The 16,260-nt window shown below is 63.5% G+C and carries 5 protein-coding genes; 4 read left to right on the top strand and 1 reads right to left on the bottom strand.

What is annotated here, in order from left to right; all coding sequences use genetic code 11:
• The first annotated feature begins 135 nt into the window (after nucleotides 1-135).
• Complete coding sequence (locus CPH89_RS01120; RefSeq protein ID WP_053257267.1) at nucleotides 136-759, top strand: TetR/AcrR family transcriptional regulator; 624 nt, start codon at nucleotides 136-138, stop codon at nucleotides 757-759.
• A gap of 93 nt (nucleotides 760-852) precedes the next feature.
• On the top strand, nucleotides 853-1,641 hold the full coding sequence (locus CPH89_RS01115) for a substrate-binding periplasmic protein (RefSeq protein ID WP_053257266.1): 789 nt from the start codon (nucleotides 853-855) through the stop codon (nucleotides 1,639-1,641).
• Between the two features lie 38 nt (nucleotides 1,642-1,679).
• Here the strand turns inward: CPH89_RS01115 and CPH89_RS01110 are convergent, their stop codons facing one another.
• Nucleotides 1,680-2,231, bottom strand: a complete 552-nt coding sequence (locus tag CPH89_RS01110) for an RNA polymerase factor sigma-70 (RefSeq protein WP_053258019.1) — start codon at nucleotides 2,229-2,231, stop codon at nucleotides 1,680-1,682.
• Between the two features lie 298 nt (nucleotides 2,232-2,529).
• Between CPH89_RS01110 and CPH89_RS01105 the strand changes: the two genes are divergently transcribed.
• Together CPH89_RS01105 and CPH89_RS01100 are read left to right on the top strand one after the other, a co-directional pair.
• Nucleotides 2,530-3,282, top strand: a complete 753-nt coding sequence (locus tag CPH89_RS01105) for a thioesterase II family protein (protein ID WP_053257265.1) — start codon at nucleotides 2,530-2,532, stop codon at nucleotides 3,280-3,282.
• A 50-nt stretch (nucleotides 3,283-3,332) separates the two neighbouring features.
• Nucleotides 3,333-16,229, top strand: coding sequence for a non-ribosomal peptide synthetase (locus CPH89_RS01100; protein ID WP_053257264.1), 12,897 nt, complete (start codon nucleotides 3,333-3,335; stop codon nucleotides 16,227-16,229).
• Nucleotides 16,230-16,260: the final 31 nt, after the last annotated feature.

Genomic DNA, 16,260 nt, shown 5'->3' with positions numbered 1-16,260 from the left:
TGGCTGGTGTCGAGACTACCAAGCAAGCGCTTGGTTTGTAAACTCCGCACACAAGTTTTGCCCAAGCGCTTGCTTGGGTGGCGGCCACGGCCTAAATTGCCGCCCAAGACGTCAGTAGAAATGAAGGAGAGCAGCATGGATGAGCAAAAAGCCCTGCGGGTGATGCGCACCATGGTCGACGGCGGTCATTTGACCGACCCTGACAGTGCACGGGGCAAGTTGCTGCAAACCGCGGCTCACCTGTTTCGCAACAAGGGGTTTGAGCGCACCACGGTGCGTGACCTGGCCAGCGCCGTGGGCATCCAGTCCGGCAGCATCTTTCATCATTTCAAGAGCAAGGACGAGATCCTGCGGGCGGTGATGGAGGAAACCATCCATTACAACACCGCGATGATGCGCGCCTCGCTCGAGGACGCGAGCACGGTGCGCGACCGTGTGTTGGCGCTGATTCGCTGCGAATTGCAGTCAATCATGGGCGGGAGCGGCGAAGCCATGGCGGTGCTGGTCTACGAATGGCGTTCGCTGTCGGCCGACGGCCAGGCCCAGGTGCTGGCGCTACGTGATGTGTACGAACAAATATGGCTGCAGGTGCTGGGCGAGGCCAAGGCCGCCGGTTACATCAAGGGTGATGTGTTTATCACCCGGCGCTTTCTGACCGGCGCGTTGTCCTGGACCACCACGTGGTTCCGCGCCGAAGGCAGCCTGACACTCGAACAGCTGGCCGAAGAAGCCCTGTTGATGGTTCTGAAGGCTGATTGAGGCGCAAGCTATTAATTTTTCGGTGGAAAGTTGTCTCACCTGACAAAAACGCCTAGCTTATTGCCATCAACGTGTTGAACGGTGCGTGCCTCAATGTTTTTGCCATGGCGGCTGGCTGCAGGACTAACTCTATGGGCACTGGGCACCGCGTGGTGGGTGCCGGCTTCGGCTGGGCAATTGGTGAGGATTGGCGCCGCGCATTTTCCGCCCTACACGGTACGGCCTGAGCAAGGTGCCGACACCGGTCTGCTGCCGCAATTGGTGGAAGCGCTGAACGCCTCGCAAACCGACTACCAGTTTGTGCTGGTGCCTACCTCCATCCCACGGCGCTTTCGAGATTTCGAACAAGGCCGGGTCGACATGGCGATCTTCGAAAACCCCAGCTGGGGTTGGCAGGACATTCCCCACACCAGCGTCGACATGGGCCTGGAAGATGCGGAAATTTTCGTCGCCGAGCGCCAGCCAGGTCGCGACCAACGCTATTTCGCCGACCTCGCCGGCAAGCGTCTGGCGGTGTTCAGCGGTTATCACTACGCCTTCGCCAACTTCAACCCCGACCCCAAGTACATGGCCGAACACTTCAACGCCACGTTGACGTATTCCCATGACAGCAACCTGCTGATGGTTGCGCGCGGGCGGGCCGATATTGCACTGGTTACACGCTCGTATTTGAGTGATTTCATGGTGCGCAATGCAGACATGGCCGGGCAGTTCCTGGTCTCGGAGCGCATCGACCAGGTGTATCACCACTATGCGTTAGTGCGGCCGAAGGCGCCGATTACGGGCGAGGCGTTTGCCGGGTTGCTCAAGCGGTTACGCGATAGCGGCGAGATGTTGAAAATCTTCGAACCGTACCGTATCGATGTAACCGCGGTGCGCTGAAGTCAGCCCAGACAGCAAGCAGTGCAATGGCACTGTGCTCAAACCCGCCGTGCAAACGTATCGCTGTGGTTGCCCGACACCTTGCGGCAATGCACCAGGGCATCACGAATCATGAAATTCACCAGGGTTGGCGATACGCCCAGTTCCTTGGCGATATCTTTTTGCGGTACGCCGTGCAGCCGGTACATCTCGAATGCGTAGCGGGTGCGCTGTGGCAGCTCCGTGAGGGCGCTGGCGATGTTTTCCAGGGTGTTGAAGTTGATGTGGGAGGTTTCCGGTGAAGCGCCGTGAATCACCACATTCAAGCCTTCCTCTTCCGTCCCCGAGTATTTGAGCTCCAGAGCCTGCTTACGGTAGTGGTCAATTGCCAGGTTCCGCACGATCTGGAACAGATAGCTCAATTGCGCCTTGAACGATGAGGTGATCGTCGGCGCCGATTGCAGGCGGAAGTAGGCGTCTTGCACCACGTCTTCGGCCCGCGAGCGGCAGCCGGTGATGCGCGCGGCGATCTTCACCAGAATCAGTCGATTATCGACGAATGCCTGCAGAAGGGGTGAGTCGCACCTGCCTGTGGATACTTGTTCCGTCATGGAAATCACCTTGTCGCAAAAGAGGTTAGGGGAGGGCATCCGTGCTGAGGCCTCCTGCACATCGGGCAACAAATTATTCTTAATGATAATGATTGTCAAATGAGAAGACGAACTAATCCTGCGGATTTTGCGAAGCTGTGAACCCAGTCTCGCTGCTCCCGGCTGACTAATTATTTGCCCGCTCCGTCCGTTCTCATGGGTGACAGGTCCGTTTGCAAACGGCCAAGGATCAGCGCCCGCAGGAGGACGACATGGGTTTCTATCGTGCATACCGCGTTAAGTCTGGAGCCCTCATACGATGAGCGTCTCGACTCGACTGCGCCTGTTTTGCCTGCCGTATTCGGGGGCCAGCGCTATGGTCTATGCGCGTTGGCGCCGGGCGCTGCCGGAATGGTTGCAGGTGTGCCCGCTGGAATTGCCAGGGCGCGGCATGCGCATGGACGAGCCGTTGCAGCGCGACATCAAAACCCTGGCGGCACAGCTGGCCGAAGAAATCAGTCGGGACCTGGATGCCCCGTATGCCTTGTTCGGCCACAGCCTTGGCGGCCTGTTGGCGTTCGAGCTGGCGCACGCCCTGCGTGAACGCGGCTGCCCCGCACCGCTCGCGTTGTTTGCCTCCGGCACCGCCGGCCCGGCCCGCCGTGATGTCAGCGAATACGCCGTCGAAAAGTCGGATGCGCAACTGATCGCCCGCCTGCGCGAATTGCAGGGCACCGCCGAAGAAGCGCTGACCAACCCCGAGCTGATGCAGTTGATGTTGCCGATCCTGCGCGCCGACTTCCTGCTGTGCGGCAGCTTCACCTACGGCCAGCGCGCGCCGCTGGGCATGCCGATCCATGTGTTCGGCGGCAAGCAGGACAGCGTGCGCGCCGACCAGTTGCTCGACTGGCAGGCAGACACCGCCAGCGGCTTTTCCCTCGACATGTTCGACGGCCACCACTTCTTCCTCGTGCAGCACGAAAGCGCCGTGCTGCGCTGCCTGCGGCGCTACGCCGACGGGCACCTGGCCCGCTGGCGCAATGGCGCGACGCGGCCGCTGGCCGCCCGCTGAAAGCACTCTTTTTCCCGATTTTCCCGTAAGCCGATTTCAGGCAGGAACCCATGATGGACGCCTTCGAACTTCCCCGCACATTGGTCCAGTCCCTTCAACGCCGCGCCGCGCAAACCCCGGACCAGGTGGCTCTGCGCTTTCTTGCCGAGTCAGCCGAGCACAGCGTTGTACTCAGTTACCGCGACCTGGATCAGCGCGCCCGCACCATCGCCGCCGCCTTGCAGGCGAATGCGGCGTTGGGGGATCGTGCAGTGCTGTTGTTCCCCAGCGGCCCGGACTACGTGGCGGCGTTTTTTGGTTGCCTGTACGCCGGGGTGATCGCCGTGCCGGCTTACCCGCCGGAGTCCACCCGCCGCCATCATCAGGAGCGCTTGCTGTCGATCATCGCCGACGCTGAGCCACGCTTGCTGCTGACCATCGCCAGCCTGGGCGATGGCCTGGCGCAGATCGAGAACGCGCCGCCGCTGCTGAGTGTCGACACCTTGGACAGCCTGATTGCCGATCGCTGGATCGAGCCCGAGCTGCACGCCGACCACATCGCCTTCCTGCAATACACGTCGGGCTCCACTGCGCTGCCCAAGGGCGTACAGGTCAGCCATGGCAACCTGGTCGCCAACGAAGTGCTGATCCGTCGCGGCTTCGGCATCGACCTCAACCCGGATGACGTGATCGTCAGTTGGTTGCCGCTGTACCACGACATGGGTCTGATCGGCGGCTTGTTGCAACCCATTTTCAGCGGCGTGCCGTGTGTGTTGATGTCGCCGGCGTACTTCCTCGCTCGGCCGTTGCGCTGGCTGGAGGCGATCAGCGAATACGGCGGCACCATCAGCGGCGGGCCGGATTTCGCCTATCGCCTGTGCAGTGAGCGGGTCAGCGAGTCCGCCCTGGAGCGCTTGGACTTGAGCGCATGGCGGGTAGCGTATTCGGGTTCCGAGCCGATCCGCCTCGACACCCTGGAGCGCTTCGCCGAGAAGTTCGCCGCCTGCGGCTTCACCTCGAACAATTTCTTCGCCTCCTACGGGCTGGCCGAGGCGACCCTGTTTGTCGCTGGTGGCTCCCGTGGCCGGGGCATCCCGGCCTTGCGCCTGGACGAGCGGGCCCTCGCCGCCAACCGTGCCGAGCCTGGGCAGGGCAGTGCAATCATGAGCTGCGGCACCAGCCAGCCGGAACACGCGGTGCTGATCGCCGACCCTGGCACCCTCACCGAACTGGGCGAAAACACCGTCGGTGAGCTGTGGGCCAGCGGGCCGAGCATCGCCCACGGCTACTGGCGCAACCCCGAAGCCACTGCCAAGACATTCGTGCGACACGCGGGTCGCACCTGGCTGCGCACCGGTGACCTGGGTTTTATGCGTGACGGTGAGGTGTACATCACCGGCCGCCTGAAAGACCTGCTGATCGTGCGCGGGCACAACCTGTACCCTCAGGACATCGAACAAACCATCGAGCGCGAAGTGGAAGTGGTGCGCAAGGGCCGCGTCGCTGCCTTTGCGGTGAATGACCAGGGCCTGGAAGGCATTGGTATTGCCGCAGAAATCAGCCGCAGCGTGCAGAAAATCCTGCCGCCCGACGCGCTGATCAAGGCGATCCGCCAAGCGGTGGCCGAGGCTTATCAAGAAGCCCCGAGCGTGGTGGTGTTGCTCAACCCTGGTGCCTTGCCGAAGACGTCCAGCGGCAAGCTGCAGCGTTCGGCGTGTGCCATTCGCCATGCCGATGGCAGCCTCGACAGCTACGCGCAGTTTCCGGGCCTGCGCACGCAGGCGAGTGACACGGCGCTGGCATCCGCACTGCACAGCCAGATCGCGGCGATCTGGTGCGAGCAGTTGCACGTCGCAAGCGTGACGGACGATGATCATTTCTTCCTGCTCGGCGGTAACTCCATCACCGCCACCCAAGTGGTCGCGCGTCTGCGTGAAACCCTGGGGCTGGAGCTGAACCTGCGCATGCTGTTCGAGGCGCCAACCCTGGCGACCTTTGCCGCGACTGTCGCGCAATTGCAGCAAGACGGCGCTGTCGCCCAAGGGGCGATGGGTGCCCTGTCACGCCGCGAAGCCCTGCCGCAATCGCTGGCGCAAAACCGCCTGTGGATCACTTGGCAACTCGACCCGCAAAGCAGCGCCTACACCATTCCCGGCGCCCTGCGTTTGCGCGGAGCGTTGGACCCAGGCGCCGTGCGCGCCAGCTTCCAGCACTTGATCGAGCGCCACGAAGCCTTGCGTACACGCTTCTATGAACGCGATGGCCAGGCTTTCCAGCGGGTAGATGCAAACGCAGCGTTCGACCTGCACGTCATTGACCTCAGCGACGTGCCCGGCACCGAACGCGAAGCCCGCGCGCAACAGCTCCGCGAAGATGCCGCGCGCACCCCGTTCGACCTGGAGAACGGCCCGCTGCTGAGGGTGACCCTCGTGCGCCTGGACGATGAGGACCATCAACTGCTGGTGACGCTGCACCACATCATCGCCGACGGTTGGTCGCTGAATGTGCTGATCGACGAATTTTCGCAGCTGTACGCGGCCTTGTCTCAAGGCCAAACCCTGGCGTTGCCGCCGCTGGCCCTGCACTACGCCGACTACGGCAGCTGGCAGCGCCAATGGCTGGCCGAGGGTGAAGGCCAGCGGCAACTGGCGTATTGGAAAACCCAGTTGGGCGAGGAACACCCACCCCTGAGCCTGGCCACCGATCACCCACGTTCGGCGCAACAGCGGCATAGCGCCTCGCGCCATAGTGTGCGTCTGGAGGCAAGCCTCAGCGCAGCGATTCGCCAGACCGCCCAGGCCAATCAATCCACCCCGTTCATGCTGTTGCTGGCAGCGTTCCAGAGCCTGCTCTATCGCTACAGCGGTCAGCGCGACATCCGCATCGGTGTGCCCAGTGCCAACCGTCCGCGCCAGGAAACTCAAGGCCTGGTCGGTTTCTTCATCAACACTTTAGTGCTGCGCGCCGAGCTGGACGGGCGACTGCCATTCAATGCGCTGTTGGCAGCAACGCGCCAGGCCGCTTTGGGGGCCCAGGCTCATCAGGACCTGCCGTTTGAACAGCTCCTCGAAGCCTTCCCGCAAGCCCGTGAACAAGGCCTGTTCCAGGTCATGTTCAACCACCAGCAGCGCGACCTGAGTGCCCTGCGCCGCCTGCCGGGCGTGCTCGCCGATGAATTGCCGTGGCACAGCCGCGAAGCCAAGTTCGACCTGCAACTGCACAGTGAAGAAGACCGTAACGGGCGGTTGAGCCTGGCATTCGACTACGCCGATGAGCTGTTCGACCCCGGCACGATCCAACGCCTCGCCGAGCACTTCATCAACCTGCTGCAAGCCGTGTGCGAACACCCCGAGCAGGCCATCGGCGACCTGATGCTGATGCACCACGACCACGCGCTGCAGTGGAGCGAAGCGCCGTGCACCCCGGCACAACGCTGGTTACCCGAGTTGCTCGACCACCAGGCCTCGGATAACACCGCGCTGGTTTGGCAGGGTGCCAGCCTGTCTTTCGCCGAACTGCACACCCAGGCGAACCGCCTGGCCCACTACCTGCGTGACAAAGGCGTCGGCCCGGATGTGTGCGTGGCCATCGCCGCCGAGCGTTCACCGCAACTGCTGATCGGCCTGCTTGCCATCATCAAGGCCGGTGGCGCCTATGTGCCGCTCGACCCGGATTACCCTGCCGACCGCTTGGCCTACATGCTCAAGGACAGTGGCGTGCACCTGCTGCTGACCCAAACCTCACTGCTGGCACTCCTGCCGGCGACCGAGGGCGTAGGCGTGATCGCCATGGACAGCCTGCACCTCGACAGCTGGCCCACCCAGGCACCGGGCCTGCACCTCAATGGCGACAACCTCGCCTACGTGATTTATACCTCCGGTTCCACCGGCCAGCCCAAAGGTGTGGGCAACACCCATGCGGCCCTGGCTGAACGCTTGCAGTGGATGCAGGCCACTTATCAACTGAACGACAGCGATGTGCTGCTGCAAAAAGCGCCGATCAGTTTCGACGTGTCGGTGTGGGAATGCTTCTGGCCGCTGATTGCCGGTTGCCGTCTGGTGCTGGCGGGGCCAGGCGAGCACCGTGATCCGCAGCGTATCGCGCAGCTGGTGCAAGCGCATGGCGTGACCACGCTGCACTTTGTGCCGCCGCTGTTGCAGTTGTTCATCGATGAACCATTGGTGGCCGAATGCACCAGCCTGCGTCGTCTGTTCTCCGGCGGCGAAGCCTTGCCCGCCGAGTTGCGTAATCGCGTGTTGGCGACGTTGCCGGCGGTGCAGCTGCACAACCGCTATGGCCCGACTGAAACCGCGATCAACGTCACCCACTGGCATTGCTGCGCGGAAGACGGCGAGCGTTCGCCGATTGGCCGGCCGCTGGGCAATGTGATCTGCCGCGTGCTGGACGAGCAACTCAACCCGTTACCCGCCGGTGTGCCCGGCGAACTGTGCATCGGCGGCATCGGCCTGGCGCGCGGTTACCTTGGCCGTGCCGGGCTCACGGCAGAGCGTTTTGTTGCCGACCCGTTTAGCCAAACGGGCGCACGCCTGTATCGCACCGGTGACCGTGCGCGTTGGCGTACCGACGGCGTGCTCGAATACCTCGGGCGCCTGGATCAGCAGGTCAAGTTGCGCGGTTTCCGTGTTGAACCGCAAGAAATCGAAGCCCGTATGTTGGCGCTGGACGGTATCGCCCAAGCGGTGGTGCTGGTGCGTGACGCACAGTTGATCGCCTACTACACCGCCCCTGCCGAGCTGGACGAGCAGGCGCTAAAAACCGCCCTCGCGGCTGAGCTGCCGGAGTACATGGTGCCTGCGCTGTTGATGCACCTGGACGCCATGCCTTTGAGCCCCAGCGGCAAACTCGACCGTCGTGCGTTGCCGGAGCCTGTGTGGCAACGCCGCGAACATGTTGAACCGGAAACACCCTTGCAGCAGCAGATTGCAGGCATCTGGCGCGAAGTGCTCGGCTTGCCGCGTATCGGCCTGCACGACGACTTCTTCGCCCTCGGCGGCCACTCGTTGCTGGCCACGCAAATCATCTCCCGCACCCGCCAGGCCTGCGACGTCGAGTTGCCGTTACGCACCTTGTTCGAAGCCAGTGAGCTGGGCGCATTTGCCGAGCAAGTCGGCATTATCCAGGCCTCGGGTCGGCGCAACCAGCAAACCGCCATCGCCAGGGTCGACCGCCGCGAGCCGGTGCCGTTGTCCTATTCCCAACAGCGCATGTGGTTCCTCTGGCAAATGGAGCCCGACAGCCCGGCTTACAACGTCGGCGGCATGGCCCGCCTGCGTGGCGTGCTCGATGTGGGGCGTTTCGAGGCGGCGTTGCAAGCGCTGATCATGCGTCACGAAACCCTGCGCACCACCTTTCCGAGCATCAACGGGGTGGCTTATCAGAAGGTCGCGCCGCAACCCGGCTTGCGCATGGGCTGGCAGGATCTCTCGGCGCTGCATGACAGCGAGCGCCAGCAGCGTCTGCAACACCTGGCTGATCAGGAAGCGCACACGCCATTCAACCTGGAAACCGGGCCGCTGTTGCGCGCCTGCCTGGTCAAGGCCGGGGAGCAGGAACACTACCTGGTGCTGACCCTGCACCACATCGTCACTGAAGGCTGGGCCATGGACATTTTCGCCCGTGAGCTCAGCGCGCTGTACGAAGCCTTTATTGATGAGCGCGACTCACCGCTGGCGCCGTTGCCCGTGCAATACCTCGACTACAGCGTCTGGCAACGCCAGTGGCTGGAATCGGGTGAGCGCCAGCGCCAACTGGACTACTGGACCGCACAACTGGGCCACGAGCATCCATTGCTCGAACTGCCCGGCGACCGCCCACGGCCAGCGGTGCAAAGCCATCAGGGCGAGTTGTACCGCTTCGACCTGAGCGACGATCTGGCCGCTCGCGTGCGTGCCTTTAACGCCGAGCGTGGCCTGACCCTGTTCATGACCATGACGGCTACCCTGGCCGTGTTGCTCTACCGCTACAGCGGCCAGACCGACCTGCGCATCGGCGCGCCCGTGGCCAACCGAATTCGCCCGGAAAGCGAAGGGTTGATCGGTGCGTTCCTCAACACCCAGGTGTTGCGTTGCCAGCTCAACGGGCAGATGACGGTTGGCGAGTTGTTCGAGCACGTGCGCCACACGGTGATCGAAGGCCAGTCCCATCAGGACCTGCCATTCGACCATTTGGTGGAAGCCCTGCAACCTCCGCGCAGCGCGGCCTACAACCCGCTGTTCCAGGTGATGTGCAACGTGCAGCGCTGGGAGTTCCAGCAAAGCCGCCAACTGGCCGGCATGACCGTCGAGTACCTGGTCAACGATGCGCGCGCGACCAAGTTCGACCTCAACCTGGAAGTCACCGACCTCGACCATCGCCTGGGTTGCTGCCTGACCTACAGCACCGACCTGTTCGACGAACCGCGCATTGCGCGCATGGCGGAACATTGGCGCAACCTCCTGCACGCGTTGATCGCAGGCCCCGAACAGCGCCTCAGCGAACTGCCGTTGCTGACTGCCGTCGAGCAGCGCGCATTGCACGACAGCCTGGGCGTCGAGCCCGGCGTGCATCGCCTCGACCAGTGCCTGCATTCACTGTTCAGCCAACAGGCAGCAGCCCGTCCCGATGCCGCTGCCTTGACCTTCGCCGGGGAAACCCTCAATTACCGCGAACTGGACAGCCGCGCCAATCGCCTCGCGTGGATGCTGCGCGAGCGTGGCGTCGGCCCGCAGGTGCGCGTCGGCCTGGCGCTGCCGCGTTCGCTGGAAATGGTCATCGGGCTGTTGGCGATCCTCAAGGCGGGCGGTGCCTATGTGCCGCTCGACCCGGAATACCCGCTGGACCGCCTGCACTACATGATCGAAGACAGTGGTATCGGGCTGCTGCTCAGTGATGCAGCGATGTTCGAGGCCCTCGGCGAATTGCCGGTGAGCGTGGCTTGCTGGTGCCTGGAAGATGACCTGCCGGTGCTGGCCAATTACCCGGCCGACGCGCTGCCGTTTCTCAGCGTGCCGCAACATCCGGCCTACTTGATCTACACCTCCGGCTCCACCGGCAAGCCCAAAGGCGTGGTGGTCTCCCATGGTGAAATCGCCATGCATTGCCAAGCCGTGATCGCGCGCTTCGGCATGCGCCCGGACGACTGCGAGCTGCACTTTTATTCGATCAACTTCGACGCCGCCACCGAACGTTTGCTGGTGCCGCTGCTCAGTGGTGCGCAGGTGGTGTTGCGCGCCCAGGGGCAGTGGGATGCCGAAGAAATCTGTGCGCTGATCCGCACCCATCGCATCAACGTGCTGGGTTTTACCCCGAGTTACGGCAGCCAGTTGGCGCAATGGCTGGCCACCCAGCACCAGACGTTGCCGGTGCGCATGTGCATCACCGGTGGCGAAGCGCTGACCGGCGAGCACTTGCAGCGTATCCGCGCAGCGTTCCAGCCGGCGGTGTTTTTCAACGCCTATGGTCCGACCGAAACCGTGGTGATGCCGCTGGCCTGTTTGGCGCCGCAATACCTGGAGGAGGGCGCTGCCAGTGTGCCGATCGGCAGCATCATCGGCGCCCGCGTGGCCTACATTCTCGACGCCGACCTGGCCCTGGTACCGCAAGGTGCGACCGGCGAGTTGTATGTTGGCGGCGCCGGTTTGGCCCAGGGTTATCACGAGCGTGCGGGCATGACGGCCGAGCGTTTTGTCGCCGACCCGTTCACGGGGCATGGCGGCCGTCTGTACCGCACGGGCGACCTGGTGCGCCAACGCGCCGATGGCCTGGTGGAATACCTGGGTCGGATCGACCATCAAGTGAAAATTCGTGGTTTCCGCATCGAACTGGGTGAAATCGAAACCCGTCTGCTGGAACACGCAGCGGTGCGCGAAGCGGTGGTGCTGGCGCTGGATTCGCCCAGTGGCAAGCAGTTGGTGGCCTATCTGGTCAGCGACGCAGACCCCGGCACATTGCGTGACGCGCTGAAGGCACACCTCAAGGCGCAACTGCCGGACTACATGGTGCCCGCGCACCTGATTGTGTTGGACTGCATGCCGCTGACCGCGAACGGCAAGCTCGACCGCCGCGCCTTGCCGCAACCGGACCCCGAAGCCAACCGCCAGGAGTACGTCGCGCCGCGCAACGAGCGGGAGCAAACCCTGGCGGCTATCTGGTGCGCCGTGCTGAACGTGCCGCAAGTCGGCTTGCACGATAACTTCTTTGAGCTGGGCGGCGACTCGATCCTGTCGATCCAGGTGGTCAGCCGTGCGCGCCAGGCCGGGATTCATTTCACGCCTCGCGACCTGTTCCAGCACCAGACCGTGCACACCCTGGCGGCCGTTGCGACCCGCTCCGAGCAGGTCACGGCTGAACAAGGTGTGCTCACTGGCAGCGCGGGCCTTACGCCGATCCAGCATTGGTTCTTCGAGACCGATCGCCCGAATCGTCAGCACTGGAACCAGGCGTTGGTGCTTAAACCGCTGCAACTGCTCGAGCCGCATCGCCTGGAGCAAGCGTTGCTGGCGGTGCTGGAACACCACGATGCCCTGCGCCTGAGCTTCACCCGGCGCGACGCCCAATGGCATGCCGAGCACCTGGCCGTACCGCAGGGCGGCGTGCTGATGCAGGCGCAAGTGCGCGATATGCAGCACTGCACCGCGCTGTTCACCGACACCCAGCGCAGCCTTGACCTTGAGCACGGCCCGCTGCTGCGCGCCTTGCTGGTGGATGGCCCGCAAGGTCAGCAACGCCTGCTGATCGCGATCCATCACCTGGTGGTGGACGGCGTGTCGTGGCGCGTGTTGCTGGAGGATCTGCAAACGGTCTACCGCCAACTGAGCGACGGCCAGTCCGTCAGCCTGCCTGCCAAGACCAGCGCGTTGCGCGATTGGGCCGCGCGCTTGCAGGCCTATGGCAGCAGCGAATCTCTGCGCGAAGAGCTGAGCGTGTGGCAGGAGCAGTTGGCCGGCCCGAAGGTGGCCTTGCCGGTGGATCGACCACAGGGTTCGCTGCGTCATCGCGATGCCGACGCCGTCAGCGTGCGCCTGGATGTCGAGCACACCCGCCAATTGTTGCAACAGGCGCCGAGTGCCTACCGCACCCAGGTCAACGACCTGCTGCTGACCGCCTTGGCGCGCGTGCTGTGCCGCTGGAGCGGCCATGATTCGGCCTTGATCCAGCTCGAAGGCCATGGCCGCGAAGCCCTGTTCGATGACATCGACCTGACCCGCAGCGTCGGCTGGTTCACCAGCGCTTATCCACTGCGCCTGACGCCGCAAGGCGAGCCGGGAGACGCGATCAAGGCCATCAAGGAGCAACTGCGCGGCGTGCCGCACAAAGGTCTGGGCTATGGCGTGCTGCGCTACCTGGCCGATGACCTGTGCAAGCAGACCCTGGCCGCACTGCCAAGCGCCGACATCACCTTCAACTACCTCGGCCAGTTTGACCAGGGCTTCGGCGCCGACGCGCTGTTCCACCCGCTGGATGAATCGGCGGGCCAGGCCCATGACCCGGATGCCGTGTTGCCCACTGCGTTGAGCGTCGACAGCCAAGTCTATGGCGGCGAACTGGTACTGCGCTGGACCTTCAGCCGTGAACGCCACGATCAGCCGACCATCCGCGCATTGGCCGATGCCTACCTGAGCGAATTGCACAGCCTGATCGCACACTGCCTCAACGCCGCGGCCGGAGGCGTCACGCCATCCGATTTCCCGCTGGCGCGGTTGAAGCAATCCCAACTGGACGCCTTGCCGGTTCCGGCCAGCGCCATCGAAGACGTGTACCCGCTGACCCCGATGCAGGAAGGCATGCTGCTGCACACCCTGCTGGAGCCGGGCACCGGCCTCTATTACATGCAGGACCGCTACCGCATCAACAGCGCGCTGGACCCCGCGCGTTTTGCGCAGGCCTGGCAGGCCGTGATCGCGCGGCATGAAGCCTTGCGTGCGTCGTTCTGCTGGAACGTGAGCGAAGACATGCTGCAAGTGATCCATAAGCCGGGCAGCACGCCGATTGAATACCTGGACTGGAGCGCTGACCCTCAACGCGAACAGGAACCGCGTCTGCAAGCGCTGCTCAAGCAGGAGCGCGAAGCCGGGTTTGATCTGCTCAACCAGGCGCCGTTCCACCTGCGGCTGATCCGCGTCGACGAAGCGCGCTACTGGTTCATGATGAGCAACCACCACATCCTGATCGATGCCTGGTGCCGTTCGCTGCTGATGAATGACTTCTTCGAGATCTACATGGCCCTCGGCGAAGGCCGCGATGCGCAATTGGCCACGCCGCCGCGCTACCGCGACTACATCGCCTGGCTGCAACGCCAGAACCTTGCCGAAGCGCGCCAGTGGTGGCAACGCAACCTGCAAGGCTTCGAGCGCACGACACCGATCCCCAGCGACCGGCCGTTCCTGCGTGAACATGCCGGTCATAGCGGTGGCATGGTGGTGGGCGACTGTTATACGCGCCTCGATGCCCGTGACGGTGCGCAACTGCGTGAATTGGCGCAGGCCCATCAACTGACCGTCAACACCTTCGCCCAGGCGGCATGGGCGCTGGTGCTGCGCCGCGTGAGCGGCGATCGTGACGTGCTGTTCGGTGTCACCGTGGCCGGGCGCCCGGTGGACATGCCGGAAATGCAACGCACTGTCGGCTTGTTTATCAACAGCGTTGCGCTGCGGGTGAAACTGCCCGAGGACGACCAGCCTTGCAGCGTGCGCCAGTGGTTGGGGGGCTTGCTCGACAGCAACATGCAGCTGCGCGAGTACGAATACCTGCCGTTGGTGACTATCCAGGAGCACAGTGAGCTGCCCAAGGGCCAGCCGCTGTTCGACAGCCTGTTTGTGTTTGAAAACGCACCGGTGGACGTCTCGGTACTGGACCGCGCGCAACACTTGAATGCCACCTCGGATTCGGGCCGCACCCACACCAACTTCCCGCTGACCGCCGTGTGCTATCCGGGCGATGACCTCGGTTTACATCTGTCCTACGACCAGCGCTACTTCGACGAAACCACCGTGCAAGGCCTGCTCGCTGAGTTCAAACGCCTGTTGCTGGCGCTGGTGCAGGGCTTCCACGGCGACATGGCCGAGCTGCCGTTGATCGGCGAACCGGAACGTGAATTCCTCGTGCAAGGCTGCAACCAGAGCGAGCATGACTATCCGCTGGAGCGCAGTTACATCGAGTTGTTCGAAGCCCAGGTGGCGCAGCATCCGCAACGCATCGCCGCCAGTTGCCTCGACCAGCAGTGGACCTATGACACGTTGAATCGCCGCAGTAACGGCCTGGGGCACGCGCTGATCGCTGCGGGCGTCGGGCTGGATCAACCGGTGGCGTTGCTGGCCGAGCGTAACCTCGACTTGCTGGGCATGCTCGTCGGCAGCTTCAAGGCCGGTGCCGGTTATGTGCCGTTGGACCCGGGCCTGCCACGCTCGCGCCTGCGTCGCATCATTGACCTGAGCCGTACGCCGTTGCTGGTGTGCACCGAGGCTTGCCGCGAGCAGGCGATTGAATTGCTCGAGGGCACCGCCTGCCAGATGCTGGTGTGGGAAGACGTGCCCGGCCGGGGCGAAAACCCGGGCGTCTACAGCGGCCCGGACAACCTTGCCTACGTGATCTATACCTCGGGTTCGACCGGCTTGCCCAAAGGCGTGATGGTCGAGCAGCGCGGCATGCTCAACAACCAGTTGAGCAAGGTGCCGTATCTGCAACTGAGCGAGACCGATGTGATCGCTCAGACGGCCTCGCAAAGCTTCGACATTTCTGTGTGGCAGTTCCTGGCGGCGCCGCTGTTCGGTGCGCGGGTGGATATCGTGCCGAACACCATTGCCCATGATCCGCAAGGTTTGCTGGCGCATGTGCAAGCCCAGGGTATTACCGTGCTGGAAAGCGTGCCGTCACTGATCCAGGGCATGCTGGCCCAGGAGCGCATGCGCCTGGACGGCCTGCGCTGGATGCTGCCGACGGGGGAGGCGATGCCGCCGGAGCTGGCGCACCAATGGTTGCTGCGCTACCCAGCGATTGGTTTGGTGAATGCCTATGGGCCGGCGGAATGTTCGGATGACGTGGCATTCTTCCGCGTCGACCTGGCGTCGACCCGTGGCACCTACCTGCCAATTGGTACACCCACGGATAACAACCGGTTGTACGTGCTTGATGGTGCACTGGCGTTGGTGCCGCAGGGCGCGGTTGGCGAGTTGTGTGTGGCCGGCAGCGGTGTCGGCCGTGGTTATGTCAGTGACCCGCTGCGCACGGCGCAAGCCTTTGTGCCCAACCCGTTTGGCGCGCCGGGCGATCGGCTCTACCGCACCGGCGACCTCGCACGTCGGCGCAGCGATGGCGTGCTGGAGTACGTGGGGCGTATCGACCATCAGGTGAAGATTCGCGGTTATCGCATAGAGCTGGGTGAAATCGAAGCGCGCCTGCATGAACAACCGGAAGTACGCGATGCGGCCGTCGGCGTGCAGGAAGGCGTTAACGGCAAGCACTTGGTCGGCTATCTGGTGGCGGCTGATGAAGCGTTGAACCCAAGTGATCGCCTGGACCGCATCAAGCAACGCTTGCGTACCGAGCTGCCGGAATACATGGTGCCGCTGCATTGGCTATGGCTCGAACGCCTGCCGCTGAACGCCAACGGCAAGCTGGACCGCAAGGCCTTGCCGGAACTGGAGATCGGCCAGTTGCACAGCCAGGCTTACCAGGCACCGCGCAACGCGCTGGAGACCACACTGGCGGCTATTTGGGCCGAAGTGCTCAAGGTTGAGCAAGTGGGGGTACAGGACAACTTCTTCGAGTTGGGCGGGCACTCGTTATTGGCCACGCAGATTGCCTCCCGCGTGCAGAAAACCCTGCAACGCGATGTGCCGCTACGCGCGATGTTCGAGTGCAGCACGGTGGCGGAGTTGGCTGAGTACATTGAGGGGTTGGCGGCGAATGAGATCAGTGCCGAGAAGGTGGATCGGTTGAGTGATTTGATGGCGGAGTTGGAAGGGCTTTAAGGAACCCTGGAACAACTGGCGGTGAGCGCGC

Source organism: Pseudomonas fluorescens, from assembly GCF_900215245.1.
Taxonomy (GTDB): Bacteria; Pseudomonadota; Gammaproteobacteria; order Pseudomonadales; family Pseudomonadaceae; genus Aquipseudomonas; species Aquipseudomonas fluorescens.
This window is presented reverse-complemented; position numbering and strand designations above follow the sequence as displayed.